12 protein-coding genes and 2 pseudogenes are annotated in these 15,396 nt (G+C 59.7%); 6 read left to right on the forward strand and 8 right to left on the reverse strand.

Annotated elements, in window-relative coordinates:
* Nucleotides 1-2: 2 nt before the first annotated feature.
* From EJ069_RS26740 to EJ069_RS26765, 7 genes and pseudogenes are all read right to left on the reverse strand, one after another.
* Nucleotides 3-1,306, reverse strand: a pseudogene (locus EJ069_RS26740) (FAD-binding protein).
* 10 nt (nt 1,307-1,316) lie between these two features.
* Nucleotides 1,317-2,426: an electron transfer flavoprotein subunit alpha/FixB family protein gene (locus tag EJ069_RS26745; RefSeq protein ID WP_126063815.1), complete on the reverse strand. Its 1,110-nt coding sequence runs from the start codon at nt 2,424-2,426 to the stop codon at nt 1,317-1,319.
* A gap of 16 nt (nt 2,427-2,442) precedes the next feature.
* On the reverse strand, nt 2,443-3,294 hold the full coding sequence (locus EJ069_RS26750) for an electron transfer flavoprotein subunit beta/FixA family protein (RefSeq protein ID WP_126063816.1): 852 nt from the start codon (nt 3,292-3,294) through the stop codon (nt 2,443-2,445).
* Between the two features lie 188 nt (nt 3,295-3,482).
* The gene (gene nifW / locus EJ069_RS26755) at nt 3,483-3,860 is read right to left on the reverse strand and encodes a nitrogenase stabilizing/protective protein NifW (protein ID WP_024505239.1); all 378 of its coding nucleotides are present in this window, start codon (nt 3,858-3,860) and stop codon (nt 3,483-3,485) included.
* Between the two features lie 180 nt (nt 3,861-4,040).
* Entirely contained in the window at nt 4,041-5,252 is a 1,212-nt protein-coding gene (gene nifS, locus EJ069_RS26760) for a cysteine desulfurase NifS (RefSeq protein WP_126063817.1), read from the reverse strand.
* Between the two features lie 158 nt (nt 5,253-5,410).
* Nucleotides 5,411-5,581 (reverse strand): hypothetical protein, encoded by a 171-nt coding sequence (locus tag EJ069_RS32890; protein WP_165349961.1) that lies wholly within the window; start codon nt 5,579-5,581, stop codon nt 5,411-5,413.
* A 17-nt stretch (nt 5,582-5,598) separates the two neighbouring features.
* On the reverse strand, nt 5,599-5,919 hold the full coding sequence (locus EJ069_RS26765) for an iron-sulfur cluster assembly accessory protein (protein WP_029356570.1): 321 nt from the start codon (nt 5,917-5,919) through the stop codon (nt 5,599-5,601).
* A gap of 586 nt (nt 5,920-6,505) precedes the next feature.
* Here EJ069_RS26765 and EJ069_RS26770 point away from each other — a divergent pair.
* The gene (locus EJ069_RS26770; protein ID WP_126063818.1) at nt 6,506-7,642 is read left to right on the forward strand and encodes a ChuX/HutX family heme-like substrate-binding protein; all 1,137 of its coding nucleotides are present in this window, start codon (nt 6,506-6,508) and stop codon (nt 7,640-7,642) included.
* A gap of 156 nt (nt 7,643-7,798) precedes the next feature.
* Here EJ069_RS26770 and EJ069_RS26775 read toward each other — a convergent pair whose 3' ends face one another.
* Nucleotides 7,799-9,031: an MFS transporter gene (locus EJ069_RS26775; RefSeq protein WP_126063819.1), complete on the reverse strand. Its 1,233-nt coding sequence runs from the start codon at nt 9,029-9,031 to the stop codon at nt 7,799-7,801.
* 1,306 nt (nt 9,032-10,337) lie between these two features.
* Between EJ069_RS26775 and EJ069_RS26780 the strand changes: the two genes are divergently transcribed.
* From EJ069_RS26780 to EJ069_RS26795, 5 genes and pseudogenes are all read left to right on the forward strand, one after another.
* Nucleotides 10,338-11,294, forward strand: coding sequence for an IS481 family transposase (locus EJ069_RS26780; protein ID WP_126063820.1), 957 nt, complete (start codon nt 10,338-10,340; stop codon nt 11,292-11,294).
* A gap of 265 nt (nt 11,295-11,559) precedes the next feature.
* Nucleotides 11,560-12,738 carry a cytochrome P450 gene (locus tag EJ069_RS26785; RefSeq protein ID WP_164759124.1) on the forward strand — a complete coding sequence of 393 codons (1,179 nt, stop codon included), beginning with the start codon at nt 11,560-11,562 and terminating at the stop codon, nt 12,736-12,738.
* Between the two features lie 29 nt (nt 12,739-12,767).
* Nucleotides 12,768-12,890: pseudogene (locus EJ069_RS33445) on the forward strand (ferredoxin); the annotation flags it as partial.
* 138 nt (nt 12,891-13,028) lie between these two features.
* Entirely contained in the window at nt 13,029-13,616 is a 588-nt protein-coding gene (locus EJ069_RS26790; RefSeq protein WP_126083656.1) for a nuclear transport factor 2 family protein, read from the forward strand.
* 148 nt (nt 13,617-13,764) lie between these two features.
* On the forward strand, nt 13,765-15,366 hold the full coding sequence (locus tag EJ069_RS26795) for an SDR family oxidoreductase (protein WP_063169384.1): 1,602 nt from the start codon (nt 13,765-13,767) through the stop codon (nt 15,364-15,366).
* The last annotated feature ends 30 nt before the right edge of the window (nt 15,367-15,396 follow it).

Here is a 15,396-nt window from a genome sequence, read left to right on the forward strand (position 1 = left end):
CTTCAGCGCCATGCCAATGCCAGGCGGACCGCGTCGCTGACCAACCCCCAGCGCGAGCGCGCGTTGATGAAGGCGGCCGTGGTGTTCTTTTCCTTCTCGATCTTCGGCGTGCCGTCGACACGCATGAAGTTCTGAGCGGCATGCGACATCAGCCGCGGATAGCTGTCAAAAAAGTTGCTGGAATTGGTGTGGAGCAAGGCTGGCATGTCCTTGTATTTCTTAAGATCCTTGATCACAAAGGAGTCATCCAGCATCGTCTTGTAGAGCGCAAGGTTCGCTTTGGTCATAGGACCGTTGCGGCTTTTGACTTTGATGATCGCCTCAGCCGCGACACGACCCGAGGTCATGGCAAGGTTCGAACCCTCACGGTGAATGGCATTGTTCAGTTGCGCTGCGTCGCCGACGATGACCCAACCGTCGCCGAAGAGCTGCGGAATGGCCTTGTAACCACCTTCGGGATAAGATGGGCGGCATATTCTTTCACCTCCGAGCCAGCGATCAGCGGCCGGATCGAAGGATGGTTTTTCATCGCATCCAGGAGGGCGGACGGGCTCTCCATCGTCGCGGCGAAATCCGAGACCAGGCAGCCGATGCCGAGTGATATCGACTCCTTGTTGGTGTAAAGGAAGCCGAGCCCGGCCATGCTGCGAGAGATCGTGCCCACGGCCTCGATTACGCAGCCTTCATCGCCCTTGACCCCGAACCGCTGGCCAATGACCTCTTCGGGCAAGAAATGCATTTCCTTGACGGCAAGCGCCACGGTCTCCGGCTTCGGCATCTCGCGCAGGCCTGCGCGAGTGCCAAGCAATCCCGACACCCCTTCTGCGAGAACGACCACATTCGCGAAGACCACTCCGCCAGCCCGGTCTGTGCGGACGCCGATCACCTTGCCATTGCCATCACGGACGAGTTCCGTCGCGGTCGTCTCACACAGGACCGTCGCGCCAGCCTCGCGCACCTTGCGGGAAAACCATTTGTCGAACTGGGCGCGAATGATCGTGTAGCGGTTGGGTTTCGCCTCATTGAAGTCGTCCGACCGGTAATGAATTCCGGTGTGAGACGTGTCGTCCAACACCCAAAGTCGCTGTTCGACCAGGTGCCGCTCGAGGGGCGCATCATCCCGGAAGTCCGGGATGATCTTCTCCAGCATGTTCGCGTACATTATGGCACCCTGGACGTTCTTAGAGCCCGGATATTCCCCGCGCTCCAACTGCAGTACCTTCAGCCCCTGGCTTGCCAAAGTGTAAGCAGCTGCGTTTCCAGACATGCCGGCTCCGACCACTATGGCATCGAATTGTTCAATCATGTCCTCTCCCTCAACTCGCAAGCTTGTCTCGACTGTGCGGCGACAGCCGCCGGGTGAAGGCTTCCGTCAGTGCGGGCAGGAAGCGGATTGCATCCGTGACGATCCCGAGGTGGGCGAACTCGAAAATCGGCGCGTTCGGATCGGTGTTGATCGCGACGATGAGATCGGCCCCCTCGACCCCAACTCGGTGCTGGATGGCGCCGGAAATTCCGGCCGCGATGTAAAGCTTCGGTCGAATGGTCTTGCCAGTTTGTCCAATCTGTCGATCAGCCGGCATCCAGCCCTTCTGGACCAAGGGGCGCGAACAGCCATGCTCGGCGCCGATCGCTCGGGCAAGATTCTTCACAAGCTGAAGGTTCTCCGCCGCTCCGAGACCGAGGCCTCCCGCAACCACGACATCCGCATAGGCAAGATTTGCCATTGCCGACTGGTTATCCGGTAGGAAGCCGAGGACTTTGGTGACGATATCGTCCTCAACGAGCGACAGCTTGTGCCGCATGACACGCCCGACCGGCTTATCCACCCGTTGCGGCATAGGCATGACCCTTGGTCGCACCGTCGCCATTTGCGGCCGGTAATTTAGTGTATAGATCGTACACAACAATGAGCCACCAAAAGTCGGACGGGTCGCGGCGAGTGAACCGTCGGAATCTACATCAAGTTCGGTGCAGTCGGCCGTGAGCCCCGTCTGCAGGGTCGTCGCTACCGAGCCTGCAAGATCCCTGCCCAGTGTGGTCGCGCCGAGAAGGAGGATTTCGGGTTTATGGGTATTGACCAGATCCGTGAGCGCCTTGGCGAACGGCTCGTTCCGGTAGTCGGCGAGCGGCGGCGCATCGACGATGTAGACAAGATCCGCCCCGTAAGCGAAGGCCTCGGCAACAGCGTCCTCGACCATCTCGCCCGGCGGTCCCAGCACGACGCCCGCGAGCTGGACTTCAAGCTTGTCGGCCAATTTGCGGCCTTCGCCCAGCAGTTCGAATGATACAGGATGCACATTGCCGCGTTCGAGCTCGAGGAAGACCCACACGTGCCGGTAGTCTTTGAAATGGTCGGGAAGTTCTTTCTTTACACCGGCACGGCCGGGGGCAATGCGAGGGGTGGTTTGGCTTGCGGTCGACATTTTCTGCTCCTGGCCGTCACGTGCCGCTGTTGAAGGCCAGCTCATGTTCCAGCGCCGGCCGGCGGGTTAAGATATCGGCGATGAGTTCATCGGCTATGTCCTGCAAGCCCCTTTCCGCGGTGTCGATCTGCGCCGCCCTTTCTGCCCGTGCGGTGGGGGCGAAAACACGCTTGACGACTGTAGGCGAGCCACGCAGACCGCACCGGGTGAGATCGTCAATGCCGGCGTCGGCTGCAGTCCACTTCACGACTTGCCTGCGCGCCGCGCACAGAGCCTGCTGGAGCGAGCCCCGGCGGATTTCGTTGGTGTCTTCCAGCATGGTAATGAGGCAAGGGAGTCTGCTCTTCAGCAACTGGGTGCCGCCTTCGGCGCGACGCGCGACTTCGATCTCTCGCGTATCGAGATCGATGGAGGCAATCTTCGCGACATAGGTAAGTTGCGATAAATCTAGGCGCTTGGCTATGCCCGGTCCGACCTGGGCGGTATCGCCGTCAATCGTCTGCTTGCCGGTGAAGACGATGTCCGGCCTGCCGAAAGTCTCCCCAATTTTTGCGATTGCTTGCGAAAGAGCAAAGGAAGTCGCCAGCGTATCGGATCCGGCAAAATAGCGGTCCGTCAAGAGAACTGCTCGGTCAGCACCGTAACCGAGCGCCTTTCGCAGCGAGTCCTCCGCCATGGGCGGACCCATTGTGAGCACAGTAACCTCGCCACCATGAACGTCGCGCAGTTTGAGCGCTTCTTCGAGGGCGAACAGGTCGTAAGGATTGATGATGGTCGGAACACCCTGACGCATGATCGTGTTCGTCACCGGGTGCACGCGGATCTGTGCCGAATCCGGCACCTGCTTGATGCAGATTACGATATGCATTGGCGGTTTCTCTAAGCTCCCAGTCCGGATTCGTGCTTGGCGGTTCGCCTCATTGCCTGCATCGTTCATGCCAAGTCGTCTTCCTGCCTCTATTCCAGAAGGTGGCTTCGTTTGCTTCCGAGGAGGCGTCATGAGGACTGGATTTGTCGACTTCTCGACATTGTCGCGTCGCAGCCGTGTCGGGCTCATTACTTTCCGAACCGCTTCAGTGCAGAGTCGAGCGGGACGAAGGCGCGGCCAGGTGCGGGACATATGTTTGGATCGTGGTCCCTTAGCACCTTGAACACACGTTGCGTGAGCGGCGAGGAAGTCGCGAAATCTTCGTAGGCGCGTTCCAGCTTGGCGCGCACCCGCGCGGCGATTACCTGGTTAGGCAGACCGGAGAAATCTTCTTCGGCAAGGTATTGGCCCACGCGCTTCATGATATGGAGCCGCGAGACATTCATCACTTTCGGGTCGTAGGAGACGCCAAGGCAGGCGAAGAAGTCCTCCGCGGCCGACAGGCCCTTCAGTCGCGCTAGGATATCGGTGCGATCGATCGGGCGGCTATCAGCGGAGCAGTTCATTGTATTCTCCCGGCGCGTAATTGTGGTGTCGATGCATTGGTGACATTGCTGACGGCGTGCCGACCTCTGGCACGGCGGCTGGGCAAGAGACTTGGCGATCTCAAGCTTTTCTGAAGTGGTGAAGGCGACCCCGAGTTTGACTGCTCTCCATTGCGCAGGGTCGTCACGTTGAGGAAGACCTCACGGCTCGTCGGCTATTGTGCCGCTCGGACCCGGGCCGGAATGAAGCTGTTCTGCACCTCGCCCGCACAGTCCAGCACTGGGAACGGCCCGTAGCTTCTCGGTGATCGCAGGCAGGACCTCAAGCACGCGGTCTACGTCATCTTCGCCGTTGTCACGCGACAAGGAGAAGCGGACTGCCCCACATGCCGCGTTCATAGCGATCAGAACATGGCTCGGTTCCAGTGAGCCAGAGGCACAGGCGGACCCGGCGGAACAGGCGATTCCCAGCCGGCTCAGGACAATTGGAATTGCATCGCCTTCGATACCTTCGAATCCAATGTTTGCAGTGTTTGGCAATCGCTCTTGCGGATCGCCGTTGATGGATGTGTTTGGGATGCGCTGGATGATCCCGTTCTCAAGGCGGTCGCGCAACCATTTTATTCGTTTTGTCTCGTCCATGAATTTCAAGGCGAGTTCGGCCGCCATGCCCAGTCCGACTATGCCGGGTGTGTTTTCAGTGCCTGCACGCCGGTCGCGCTCTTGGTGCCCACCCTTGATCATGGAGGAGAAGCGCACGCCACGTCTTACATAAAGCGCGCCTATCCCCTTTGGACCATGCAGCTTGTGGGCGGAGAGCGACAGCATGTCGATCGCGGTCGATTTCAGCTCAATCGGAAGCCTTCCGACCGCCTGCACTGCATCAGTGTGGAAAAGCGCGCCGACTTCCCTGGCTAGATCGGCAAGCTTAACCACGGGAAAGATCGTACCGGTCTCATTGTTCGCCCACATTATCGAGACGATTGCCACTTGTGGAGTGAGAGCGGTTCTGTAGGCGTCCAGGTCGAGCCGGCCGTGGTGATCGACTGGGATAATGTGCACCTTGACGCCGCGCGTCTTTTCAAGGTGCGCGCACAACTTCAGAACGGCCGGATGTTCAACCGCGGAAGTCACTATTTCCGTTCGGTCGGGCATCACCTCCAGCGCCGAAAGGATGGCTGTACTGTCGCTTTCAGTCCCGCCCGAGGTGAAGATGATCTCGTCCTCGAATCCCGCGCCGATGAGGGCTTGCAACTGTTGCCTCGCCTTTCTCACGGCTTCAGCAACCGATGCGCCATAGGCGTGCATGGACGAATGATTGCCAAATTGCTCCGTAAAGAAAGGCAACATCGCTCCAACGACTGCAGGATCAACCCGCGTCGTTGCGTTGTTGTCGAGATAGACAGGGTTCATGGGAGTGATCCTTCAACTGCTGAAATGATTCAAGGGTAGGCGGGCCATTGAACCTCTGGCGCATATCGTATCTGGTAAGGTGGGCGGCCGGGCGAGCGATGGCTTGGCTGACCGGTCGCTGTCGACATTGCCCTTTGGTGGCGGCATCTGCCGGGAATTCAGCTGTTTCGGGCAATTTTGTTTGCTTGCCCACGGCAACGATCGATGATCGCGATTTGGCGCATCACCGAACGCAATTGTTCCGGGCCGACAGTGCGTGTCGGCCGGTTCCAGAGCGCCGGCGGTGCCGGTTCGACGCAGTATTCCTTGGCGTCGCTATAGTCGAACATAGCCTGTTCCCTCGCAATCATTTGCAGGACTTGCCGCAGCCGCACGTCTCACGCGCATTGGGGTTATCGAAAACAAAGCCGGATGTTTCGAGCCCAGTGACGAAGTCCACGGTCATGCCGGCTGCATGGGGTTGGGAGCCTCTATCCATGAACACCTTGAGCCCATCTCGCTCGATGATCGCATCGCCCTCACGTGAGACGCTCTCCAGGCCCATTGAGTATTGGAAGCCGGCGCAGCCGCCGGCATGGACCATGATGCGAAATCCTTCCGCCGGCTCGCTGGCGCGGTAAAGAGCGGCCTTGATGGCGGCAACAGCGTTGTCGGTGAGCGTAATCATGGCTCGATTTCTCCTCGGTCCGACGTTTTCGCGGATCATCTCGCATGGACCGTGCCAAAGGGAAGACGTGTCAAAAACCGTAGGACATCCCGACGTCTCTTATGCTCGATTGCTGGGGAGACGTCCGACAACCGACACTTACTGTCGGATTTGTCGCGTCCGCGTCACAGGAAGGGCGCCTGAGTTCGCGATGCACTCACGCGTAAAGCAATGAACAGAGCCAAAGATGTTCAGAGCTTGCCGCGGAGCAACTGGCACGATTTTTGTGAAGCCTTCGTTGCGGCGGCAAAATTGCCGGCCGATTCACCTTTGGGTTGCCCTCGCAATCGAAGAACGAAGGAGAGCAATATGATCCATCAGACCCGCCTTGAGTGGGAAAGCAGCACCGCCGGTGGTACCCGAATGCTCGATCGGCCGATTGGCGCCGACCACCCAACAATCGCTCTCTACCGGCGATTGGCCGCTGACCGCCCGGAGACAGGATTCGACTGGCATGTGCCTGACGATCGATCGCGTCCGCCGTGCACACCCCTGAGGCCCGTTTTTCGATCGATCGTCAAAAGAAGAACGGGGCAGGGGTAAAAACATGGATCAGCGCAAGAAGCGGTCGCCCAACGAAATCCGGCGTGCGTGGGAAGTCTGTCCGAACATTCCCGCGCGTGATTTCGCAGCCCAATTGGCCATTTCGGAAGCGGAACTGGTCGCGGCCCATTGCGGTTTCGGCGCGGCACGCATCGACCCGCGCGTCAATCACGTTCTGACGGGCCTCGAATTCGTGGGCGAAGTGACGGCGCTGACCCGCAATCAAGGTGCCGTGCACGAAAAGATTGGCGTCTTCAACAGAGTGATAACCGGCAACAATCACGCCATGGTCCTTGGTGACGAATTCGACCTTCGCGTCTTCCCGCAAGCTTGGAGGTATGGTTTCGCTGTTGAAAGGCGCCATCGCGGCGGAATCCAGCGCAGTTTGCAATTCTTCGACGCCACCGGCGCAGCAGTGCATAAGGTGCATCTCAGGCCGGTCTCCAACCTTCATGCCTATCGAAAGCTGGTGGCCGAGCTCGTATCCGCCAACCAGGAGCCGACCATGTCGCTTAAGGCGAGAGTAGCCGACCTGGGCGCGAGGACTGCGGACTGGGCCGGCACGGTGGACGACCTACGCGAGCACTGGAGCCGGCTGACTGACGTCAACCTTCTAAAGACGCTCAAGCTCAGCCGCTGCCAGGCTTTGCGCATGGTCGGCCAGGATTACGCTTGGCTGCTCGACAATGCCGCAGTTGGCGCCGTGCTCCAGCGTGCGGCCGAAGACGAATTGCCGATCATGTGCTTCGTCGGCAACCGAGGTTCTATCCAGACCCATTCCGGCTTAATCAAGTCGGTCAAGCAGATCGGGCCGTGCATCCATGTGCTGGACGAAACGTTCCGGCTGCATCTCAGGACCCACCAAATCCGTGAGGTTTGGGCCGTGCGCAAGCCGACCAATGACAGTCACGTCACCTCGCTCGAAGCATATGGGTCCGACGGCAAGATCATCATCCAGTTGTTCGGTGCGCGCAAGGAAGGCGAACGCGAGCGCGACGACTGGCGGGTTCTGGCGGAAAACCTGCCTCGTTTCCCCGACAGCTACATGAGAAAAGACCGATCGTCGTCGGTGGGACGCCGGCGCCCATCTGCCTCCGCAGCCAGTAGCCGGGCATTGAAGCCGAGACCGGGGACACGATGACGCAATAAGCGCGCTGTATTATCGCAACGCGATGAGCAGGAAGCAATTTGGCGCTGCCCCATCGACCGCATGGTTACGACGAAGCCGCGGCCTTTGGGCCGAGCTCAGAGGTGGCAATAGCGTGAACGCCGCCGACCGTCACTCCCCACCAGGCGGTCAGGTTTTGCGGTTCGGGCCGAGCAAAAATACTGTCAAGACAGCGAGGAACGTGGCAACCGCGCTGTAGACAAAGACACTGGCAATACCCGTGTGATCCACCAATAGGCCACCGAAAGTTGTGCCGGCTGCGATGGCCACTTGGAAGGTTATGACCATCAGTACACCAGCGCTCTCGGCCTGTTTCGGAGCGGCGCGTAGCACCATCCATGTCTGCAATCCGACCGGGACCGCGCCAAAAGCAAAGCCCCATACGGCAACTGCAATTGCCGAGGTCAAGGCCGATGCTCCCATAGTCAGGAGCGAGACAGCGGCTACGGCAATGAGCAGGGGCGGCAGGGCCGCGACCGCCTTGAGACTGTGTTTGGTGAGGAATGCGCCGGCTAAATTGCCGAAGACGCCGGCCGTGCCAAAAGCAAGGAACACGAGCGGGATTGACTTCTTTTCGAGCGCAGGAACGCTCTCGAGAAAGGCGCGGATGTAGGCGAAGCTGGCAAAATGGCCGGAAGCGACCAATAGCACGACTAGCACCGCAACCTTCATCGCCGGATTCTTCGCGACATCCAGCGGACTGCGGAATCTGCGCACTTCGATCGGAGGCAGTGGCGGAATGGTTACGAGTTGCACGAGCAGCGCAACGGCACTCACGATTGCGGCGACCTTGAACGAGGCTCGCCATCCCCAAATGTCACCGACATAAGCGCCGATTGGAGCCGCGCAGACGGAGGCGACAGAAACGCCGGTGAGGATGATCGACATGGCGCGCGGCATGAGGTGACTTGGAACCAGCCGCATCGCCAACGCTGCCGAAATAGACCAAAAACCACCAAGCGATATGCCAAGGACGACGCGTGCCGCCAGCAAAACCGGCAGCGACCCCGCAACCTCTGCCAGAACGTTCGACAGGATCAGCAGGAGCGTCATCGCCCAGATGACGACCCTGCGGTCCAGACGCTTTGTCACGATGGCGATTATCGGTGCCGAGATCGCCGCGACGATTGCGGTCGCTGTTAGCGCCTGTCCAGCCGTGCCCGTGGTGATACGGAGATCATGCGCGAGCGGTGTCAGAACGCTGGCGGGCAGAAACTCTGCCGTCACAAGCCCGAAGGTGCCGAAGGAAAGCGAAATGATGGCACCCCATGCAGGGCCAGAACGTTGATAGGGACTTTCTGGGTCAAGCCGATCTCGGTCGAACAAAGCCGCGTCCACTAAATCTGTCGCCGATTCGGTCATGAATGAGTTCTCCGGCTAGGAGCTGTTGCAGCAGGGGTGGCTACATCGCCGGGGATCAAAGCCGCGAGACCTTCCGGCGGCGGCCAGTCGGCATCAGTCGAGGCCTCGGCGCCCGACGCATCCGAGGCCTCATCGGAGGGCCGACGGACCCAACCGTCGACAATGCGGGAGAGTTCTCGGCGCGGTCGCATCGATCGCATTCGTCGAAGTGCGGTCTGTTCACTGCGAACCAAGCAAGCCGAACGCGGTGTCCTCGATCGAGGCCTTGATGGGGGATGATCGACGATCTCTATATTGCTTTGAAGCAGGAAGTTCCGTCGCCATATGTGGTTATCCTGGCAGCCAGAATTGAGCGGTTGTCGCAAGCACCAAGGCGGTCGCAATGAGTGCAACGAGGCGGAAGTCTGATCGATGGCTGCGGTTCGATGGCCGCGCGATCGACAAAATTGAGGTGATGAGTTATCCCTTTTGAAGCCGTTGCTCCCAATTCTGGGATAAGGTAATTGCAGGCGGTCCCAGCAACGTCGGGCGGCCTTTTTGGTGATCGAATTCATGGGACGACACTCTCGGTCCGTGACGCATCTGCGAATGACTCCGCAAGTTCCGTGCCATCAACGACAAATCTGGCTCTGCTGAGCGGGTGGTGGAGGCACGAGCGTGGGCTATCCCAAGAGCTTGCCGCAAGGTTGTTCGAAGTTGAGGTGCCGGATAGACCGCAAATATGTCGGGCGGCCTGGGGTTGGCCAACACGAAGATGCGCAAGTTCAAAAGGACGAGCTGAACCCTTGCCGATATCCATCCGAGGCTGATCTGGAGAAGGTCAAGAACTGCGTCTTGAAGGCTTCCGCCGCACCGGCAAATGCTAAGCCAAGGTGCTGGGCAAGATGGACAGGGCCATCCAACCCGTCGACTGGACGCTCATTAATGGCGTCGGTGTGGCTCTGTAGCTGGCGAGAAAAACGCCCTGCTGAAAGACAAAAGCTCGTGTGGCCGGCTCTGAAGGACGGCCAGTGAGGCAGGCGAGGAGAGGCTATAGCCCATTCGTGTAGACTGATCTTGTCCCACGGAGGCGGCTAACCACCCCGCCAGACATCATCGAGGGGAGCGCCACTAGGCTTACCCCAAGTGTTGGTCATTTCCACCTGGGTGACCTCGGCCAAGTCACCAAGCCGCTTAGAGCAAGCTTTCGAACTGGATGCTCCCCGGGCACATGATCGGCTAGCTGTGAGCTTTCGGGAGGTTGTCCATTCGGACCGGACCGAGGAGACTGGAGTTACCACGCTTCAGCATCCATCGGAGGATCCGAATGAACATCCATAAGAATGCCCGTCTCACACCGCTGCGTCGAGAGGAGATGGCGCTGTCGGTGATAGAAGGCGCTTTCTCCAAAGCCCATGCGGCGCGTGTCTACGGCGTGTCGGCCAAGATCGTGGCGCGCTGGGTCGAGCGCTACAAGTCCGAAGGGCGGGCCGGCATGATCGACCGTTCCTCGCGGCCCGCCCATATGCCGCAGGCCACCGCTGCGTTGATCGCCGAGCGCATCATGGCGCTGCGGCGGCAACGTTGGACCGGCAAGCACATCGCCCATGAGGTCGGCGTCTCGCCCGCCACCGTTAGCCGGGTTCTCAAGCGTGCCGGACTGTCGCGGTTGCGGGATATCGAACCGGCCGAGCCGATCCGACGCTACGAGCGCGAGCATCCTGGCGAGATGATCCATATCGATATCAAGAAGCTCGGTCGTTTCGAGCGCATCGGTCATCGCATTACCGGCAAGCGCACCGGCAATGCCAGCTCGCGCGGCAGCAGTTGGGAGTTCGTCCATGTCTGCATCGACGACGCCTCCCGCATCGCCTTCTCGCAGATCCTGCCCGACGAGAAAAAAGAAAGCGCCATCGCCTTCCTCAAGGCGGCGGTGGCCTACTACGCCAGCCTCGGCGTCACGATAGCCCGCGTCATGACCGACAACGGCTCCTGCTACAGATCAAAGGCCTTCGCCAAGGCCTGCCGCGATCTCGGCCTCAAGCACGTCAGGACAAGACCCTATACACCCAAGACCAATGGCAAGGCCGAGCGCTTCATCCAGACAGCACTGCGCGAATGGGCTTATGCCATCGCTTATCCGACTTCAGATCACCGCGCCGCAGAGTTGCCGGTCTGGCTGCACAGATACAATTGGCACCGTCCCCACGGGAGCCTAAAGTCCAAAACACCTATCAGTCGCCTCGCTCTAACCGAGGACAACCTGTTGAGGCTCCACAGCTAGCGATCCCACCAGTTGAGTTGCTCCAAGTCGGTGTCTAGCTTTCTACATTCTGTGTCCGACGCTGGACAAGAATGTTGCAATCCCGACCAGCAAGTCAGCGCAGGCGCCACCTGTTGCCCAGCAAACGGCAAGGATTATCGAAAGACGAATTCGGCACGGAGCTTGCACCAACGATTGCATGCAAATGCCGACAGCATCTCATGAACGGTCTCTCGATTCTGGCGCGGTTAAATCGCGGCCGGTTCCAGATCATGTCCCGCCCGAAATGGTGAGGGACTTCAGCCTGTTTACGTCGCCCGGCATGTTGCCGACCGCTAACGGGGATCCGCATGCAGCGGTTGCTTGCGTTCATGCCGGGCCTCCGATCTTTTATTCAACCAGCAACACGCGCGACGGTCGGGGTACCTGGGTCATCACTCGCGCGAGCGACCAGCGCCGGGTGCTGCAGGACACCGAAACGTTTTCCAGCCATCGCAGCATCTTCGCCTCTGTGCTCGGCGAGAGCTGGCCGATGATCCCGCTTGAGCTCGATCCGCCATTCCACGGTGTTTTTCGCTCACTGCTCAATCCGCTGCTTTCGCCAAAGCGGGTAATGGCATTGGAGCCGGCTGTCCGGGAACGAGCGATCAAGCTGATCGACAGGATCGCCGCATCAGGCACGAGCTGCGACATCATGAAGGATTTTGCAGTTCCGTTCGCGGTCAATATCTTCCTTCGCTTTATTGGGCTTTCGGACAACGGACTAGAAACATTTGTCGGCTGGGCTAGAGATCTGCTCCACGGCGATAAGGAGCAACGACCACCCGCAGCCCGGACGATCGTGGCCTTCATCGACGAACTTGCCACCGAGCGCCGCAAGGAGCCGGTCGATGATTTCATGACCTTCATCGTGAAGGCAAAGGTCGAGGGTCGTCTGCTCAGTGACGAAGAAGTCCGTGGCATCGGCGTGCTTGTGTTCGTCGCGGGACTCGACACGGTCTCAGCAGCCATATGCTTCGACTTGGCCCATCTCGCGCGCAACCCCAAAGATCAGGAATTGCTACGAAGCGAACCGGACCGGATTGCCGTCGCTGCGGAAGAATTGCTGCGCGCCTATTCGACCATTCAGATGATCCGAGTGGCAACGAAGGATGTCGACTTCAAAGGCGCGCCGATCCGCAAGGGAGACTATGTTTCCTGTGCCACGATGATTGCCAATCGTGACCCGGCGGAATTCGAATGCCCGAATGAGATCGATCTGGCGCGCGAGGACAACCGGCACGCTGCCTTTGGCTATGGTCCCCATCGTTGTCTTGGCTCACACCTTGCCCGGCGGGAGATTGTCATTGGCCTGGAGGAGTGGCTGGCGCGCATCCCAGCCTTTCGGATCAAGACAGGGACTGAACCTATCACCTTCGGCGGCCATGTGTTCGGGATCGAGAATCTGATCCTGGACTGGTCCTGAAGTTTCAGCCAACGACATTGGAGTTCGCTATGCGTGTCGTCGTACATAAAGCCAGATGCCAGGGTCATGCGCGCTGCTGGGCGCGGGCGCCGAGAGTCTTCAAGCTTGATGACGCCGGCTACATCTTGCCCGGTGATATTGATGTTGCCGATGGGGAGCAACTGCTTGCCTCAAAAGGGGTACGAGCCTGCCCCGAACAAGCTCTGGAAGTTGACGAGCCCCCCGCTAACTCAGTTGTAGAGAGAGACACACGCAAAGTGCAGACTGGCATCGGGAAGGATAAAACAATCATACAATTCGCGACAGACCCTGTCGACCACGCGAAAATTACCGAACTGCGTGACCGAGAGGCGATCCGCAACTGCCTGTATCGGTACTGCCGCGGGATAGACCGCGCCGATGAGGCGGCGCTGCGTAGCGCATACTGGCCCGAAGCGTATGACAGGCACGGTCCCTATTGCGGACCGGCAGAGGACTTCATCCAATTTGCTCTCGGTCTGCCGGGGCACCGTAACATCCATCAAATCACGAACAGCCTGATCGACTTCATCAGTTCAGCAGAGGCCGCGGTCGAGAGCTATTTCACCGCGCTGCAACGCGGACCGGATACAGACCAAGAAATACGTCAGACGCTGCTTTGCGGCCGTTACTGCGATCTGTTTCAGAAGAGGCAGGACGAGTGGCGAATTGCGGAACGGACAGTCGTCTACGATTGGGTTGAGGAGCAAATCCCGCCAGCGATTCTTGAGGCAGATAGGTTCGGCCGGCGACAGCCGATTGGAGCACAACATCCAGACGATCCCATCTACCAGTTGCTCAAGGGTCACATCCCCACCGACCAAGATGGCGTCGAGGGTCCCCAACTGGGAGCTGCATAAGTGGGTAGAAATGGAGGATGAGCGCCCTACGGGAACGACATCTGTGTGGGGCCGCAACTGGCGGTCACTGCAACGATTTGGCTCGGCCCTTCATTCCGCCCAAGGTTGATGGGCTGAGATCACAAGCGGTCATCGTGGAGAAGCTCTCGTGAAACTGGCAGCACGCACCGTAATCATCACAGGCGCTGCGGGCGGGATCGGCCGTGCCCTGGTCGATATCCTTGCCGCGGACGGAGACACTGTAGTTGCGGTGGACCTTCCGGGCAGTGGTGTGGTTGAACTGGCTCGGGATCTCGGGTCGCCGCACGTCGGTCTGGAGTGCGATGTGTCGCGAGAGAAGGACATGCTCTCACTTTTCGGCCAGGTCGAAGCACGGTTCGCGCAAATCGATGTCCTCATCAACAATGCGGCGGTTGGACCCACGATGGATAGGATCATCGACACCGCTGTCGATACCTTCCGACGCGGCGTGACAGTGAACCTTATTGGGCCATTCGTTATGGCCCGGGAAGCGGCGCGGCGCATGAAGCCGGGCGGTGCGATCGTCAATGTGGCTTCGATGGCGGGCGTGGTCGGCAATCCCAGGCGCAACGCCTACGCAGCCTCGAAAGCTGGCGTGATCTCGTTGACAAAGTCCCTTGCATGCGAGTGGGCTATGCGAGGAATCCGCGTCACGGCGGTGGCGCCGGGCTCCGTCCGCACCCCAATGGTCACAGAACTGGCACGCGCTGGCAAAATGGACCTCGCGGCGATACGCCGCCGCGTGCCGATGGGGCGCTTGGCTCGCCCCGACGAGATCGCCAGGGTCGTGCGTTTTCTGAGCAGCACGCAGGCGCGCTACATCACCGGCTCGGTGCTGGCAGTCGACGGAGGCTGGATGTCATTCAACCAGCCGGGGGATGCTCACCCGCCGGTGGATGGTGCGCTCCAAGCCGAGCTCTCCTGTCCGGCCGAATGCACAGATGCGCGAATCGTGCTCGTCACCGGTGGCGCAAAAAGCATTGGCGCGGCCGTCGCTCGCCGCTTTGCCGCGAACGGCGACACCGTCGTGATTGCTGATAAAGATGGCACTGCAGCGGCAGAGCTGGCTACATCGCTCCCCGGCAAGCATCTGGCGAAATCGCTGGACGTGGCCGTCGAGAGCGATGTGGTGTCGATGTTCGAAGAACTGAGGGGACGCTTCGGGTATATCGATGTTCTGGTCAATAGTGCTGATACCGCCGACAGGATTGTGCCTGCGATCGAGCAACTGTCGAAACAGCTCGAACACGTCCTGGATGTCAACCTTACCGGCGCCTTCACCTGCGCGCGCGAAGCGATCAAGGCTATGCGCCCGGGCGGCGTGATCCTCAATCTCGGGTCGATCGACAGCTTTCTGCCGTTCGCGCCGCGCCATGCCTACGGCGCCTCCAAGGCGGGGATGGATATGCTGACCCGTTGCATGGCGGCCGAACTCGGGCCGGTCGGAATTCGGACAGCCACCGTCGCTCCTGGCCACATCCGCACGCCCGCACTTGCTCAGTTGGCCAAAGCCGGCCGCATCGACCTGACAGCAATCGGACGACGCATCCCCATGGGCAGGATGGGACGGCCAGAAGACGTCGCAGATGCATCGTTCTTCCTTGCTTCGTCTGACGCCTCATACATCAACGGCTCGATCCTCTACGTGGACGGCGGCTGGACCTCGTTCGGTGATGCGGGAAACGCCAGCGAACTCTATGACGAATGTTTTGCGGAGGCCGCAGGTTAATTGCCAGGCCTTCGCAGGGCGACCGGCCGA

This window comes from Mesorhizobium sp. M2A.F.Ca.ET.043.05.1.1, from assembly GCF_003952445.1.
Taxonomy (GTDB): Bacteria; Pseudomonadota; Alphaproteobacteria; order Rhizobiales; family Rhizobiaceae; genus Mesorhizobium.

What these genes read in the sequence shown, in the direction of transcription:
- EJ069_RS26765 (WP_029356570.1), bottom strand. Translation starts at nt 5,919, where the DNA reads ATGATTACGCTCACCGACAACGCTGTTGCCGCCATCAAGGCCGCTCTT.
- nifW (WP_024505239.1), bottom strand. Translation starts at nt 3,860, where the DNA reads ATGAACTGCTCCGCTGATAGCCGCCCGATCGATCGCACCGATATCCTA.
- EJ069_RS32890 (WP_165349961.1), bottom strand. Translation starts at nt 5,581, where the DNA reads ATGTTCGACTATAGCGACGCCAAGGAATACTGCGTCGAACCGGCACCG.
- EJ069_RS26750 (WP_126063816.1), bottom strand. Translation starts at nt 3,294, where the DNA reads ATGCATATCGTAATCTGCATCAAGCAGGTGCCGGATTCGGCACAGATC.
- nifS (WP_126063817.1), bottom strand. Translation starts at nt 5,252, where the DNA reads ATGAACCCTGTCTATCTCGACAACAACGCAACGACGCGGGTTGATCCT.
- EJ069_RS26785 (WP_164759124.1), top strand. Translation starts at nt 11,560, where the DNA reads ATGGTGAGGGACTTCAGCCTGTTTACGTCGCCCGGCATGTTGCCGACC.
- EJ069_RS26780 (WP_126063820.1), top strand. Translation starts at nt 10,338, where the DNA reads ATGAACATCCATAAGAATGCCCGTCTCACACCGCTGCGTCGAGAGGAG.
- EJ069_RS26770 (WP_126063818.1), top strand. Translation starts at nt 6,506, where the DNA reads ATGGATCAGCGCAAGAAGCGGTCGCCCAACGAAATCCGGCGTGCGTGG.
- EJ069_RS26775 (WP_126063819.1), bottom strand. Translation starts at nt 9,031, where the DNA reads ATGACCGAATCGGCGACAGATTTAGTGGACGCGGCTTTGTTCGACCGA.
- EJ069_RS26745 (WP_126063815.1), bottom strand. Translation starts at nt 2,426, where the DNA reads ATGTCGACCGCAAGCCAAACCACCCCTCGCATTGCCCCCGGCCGTGCC.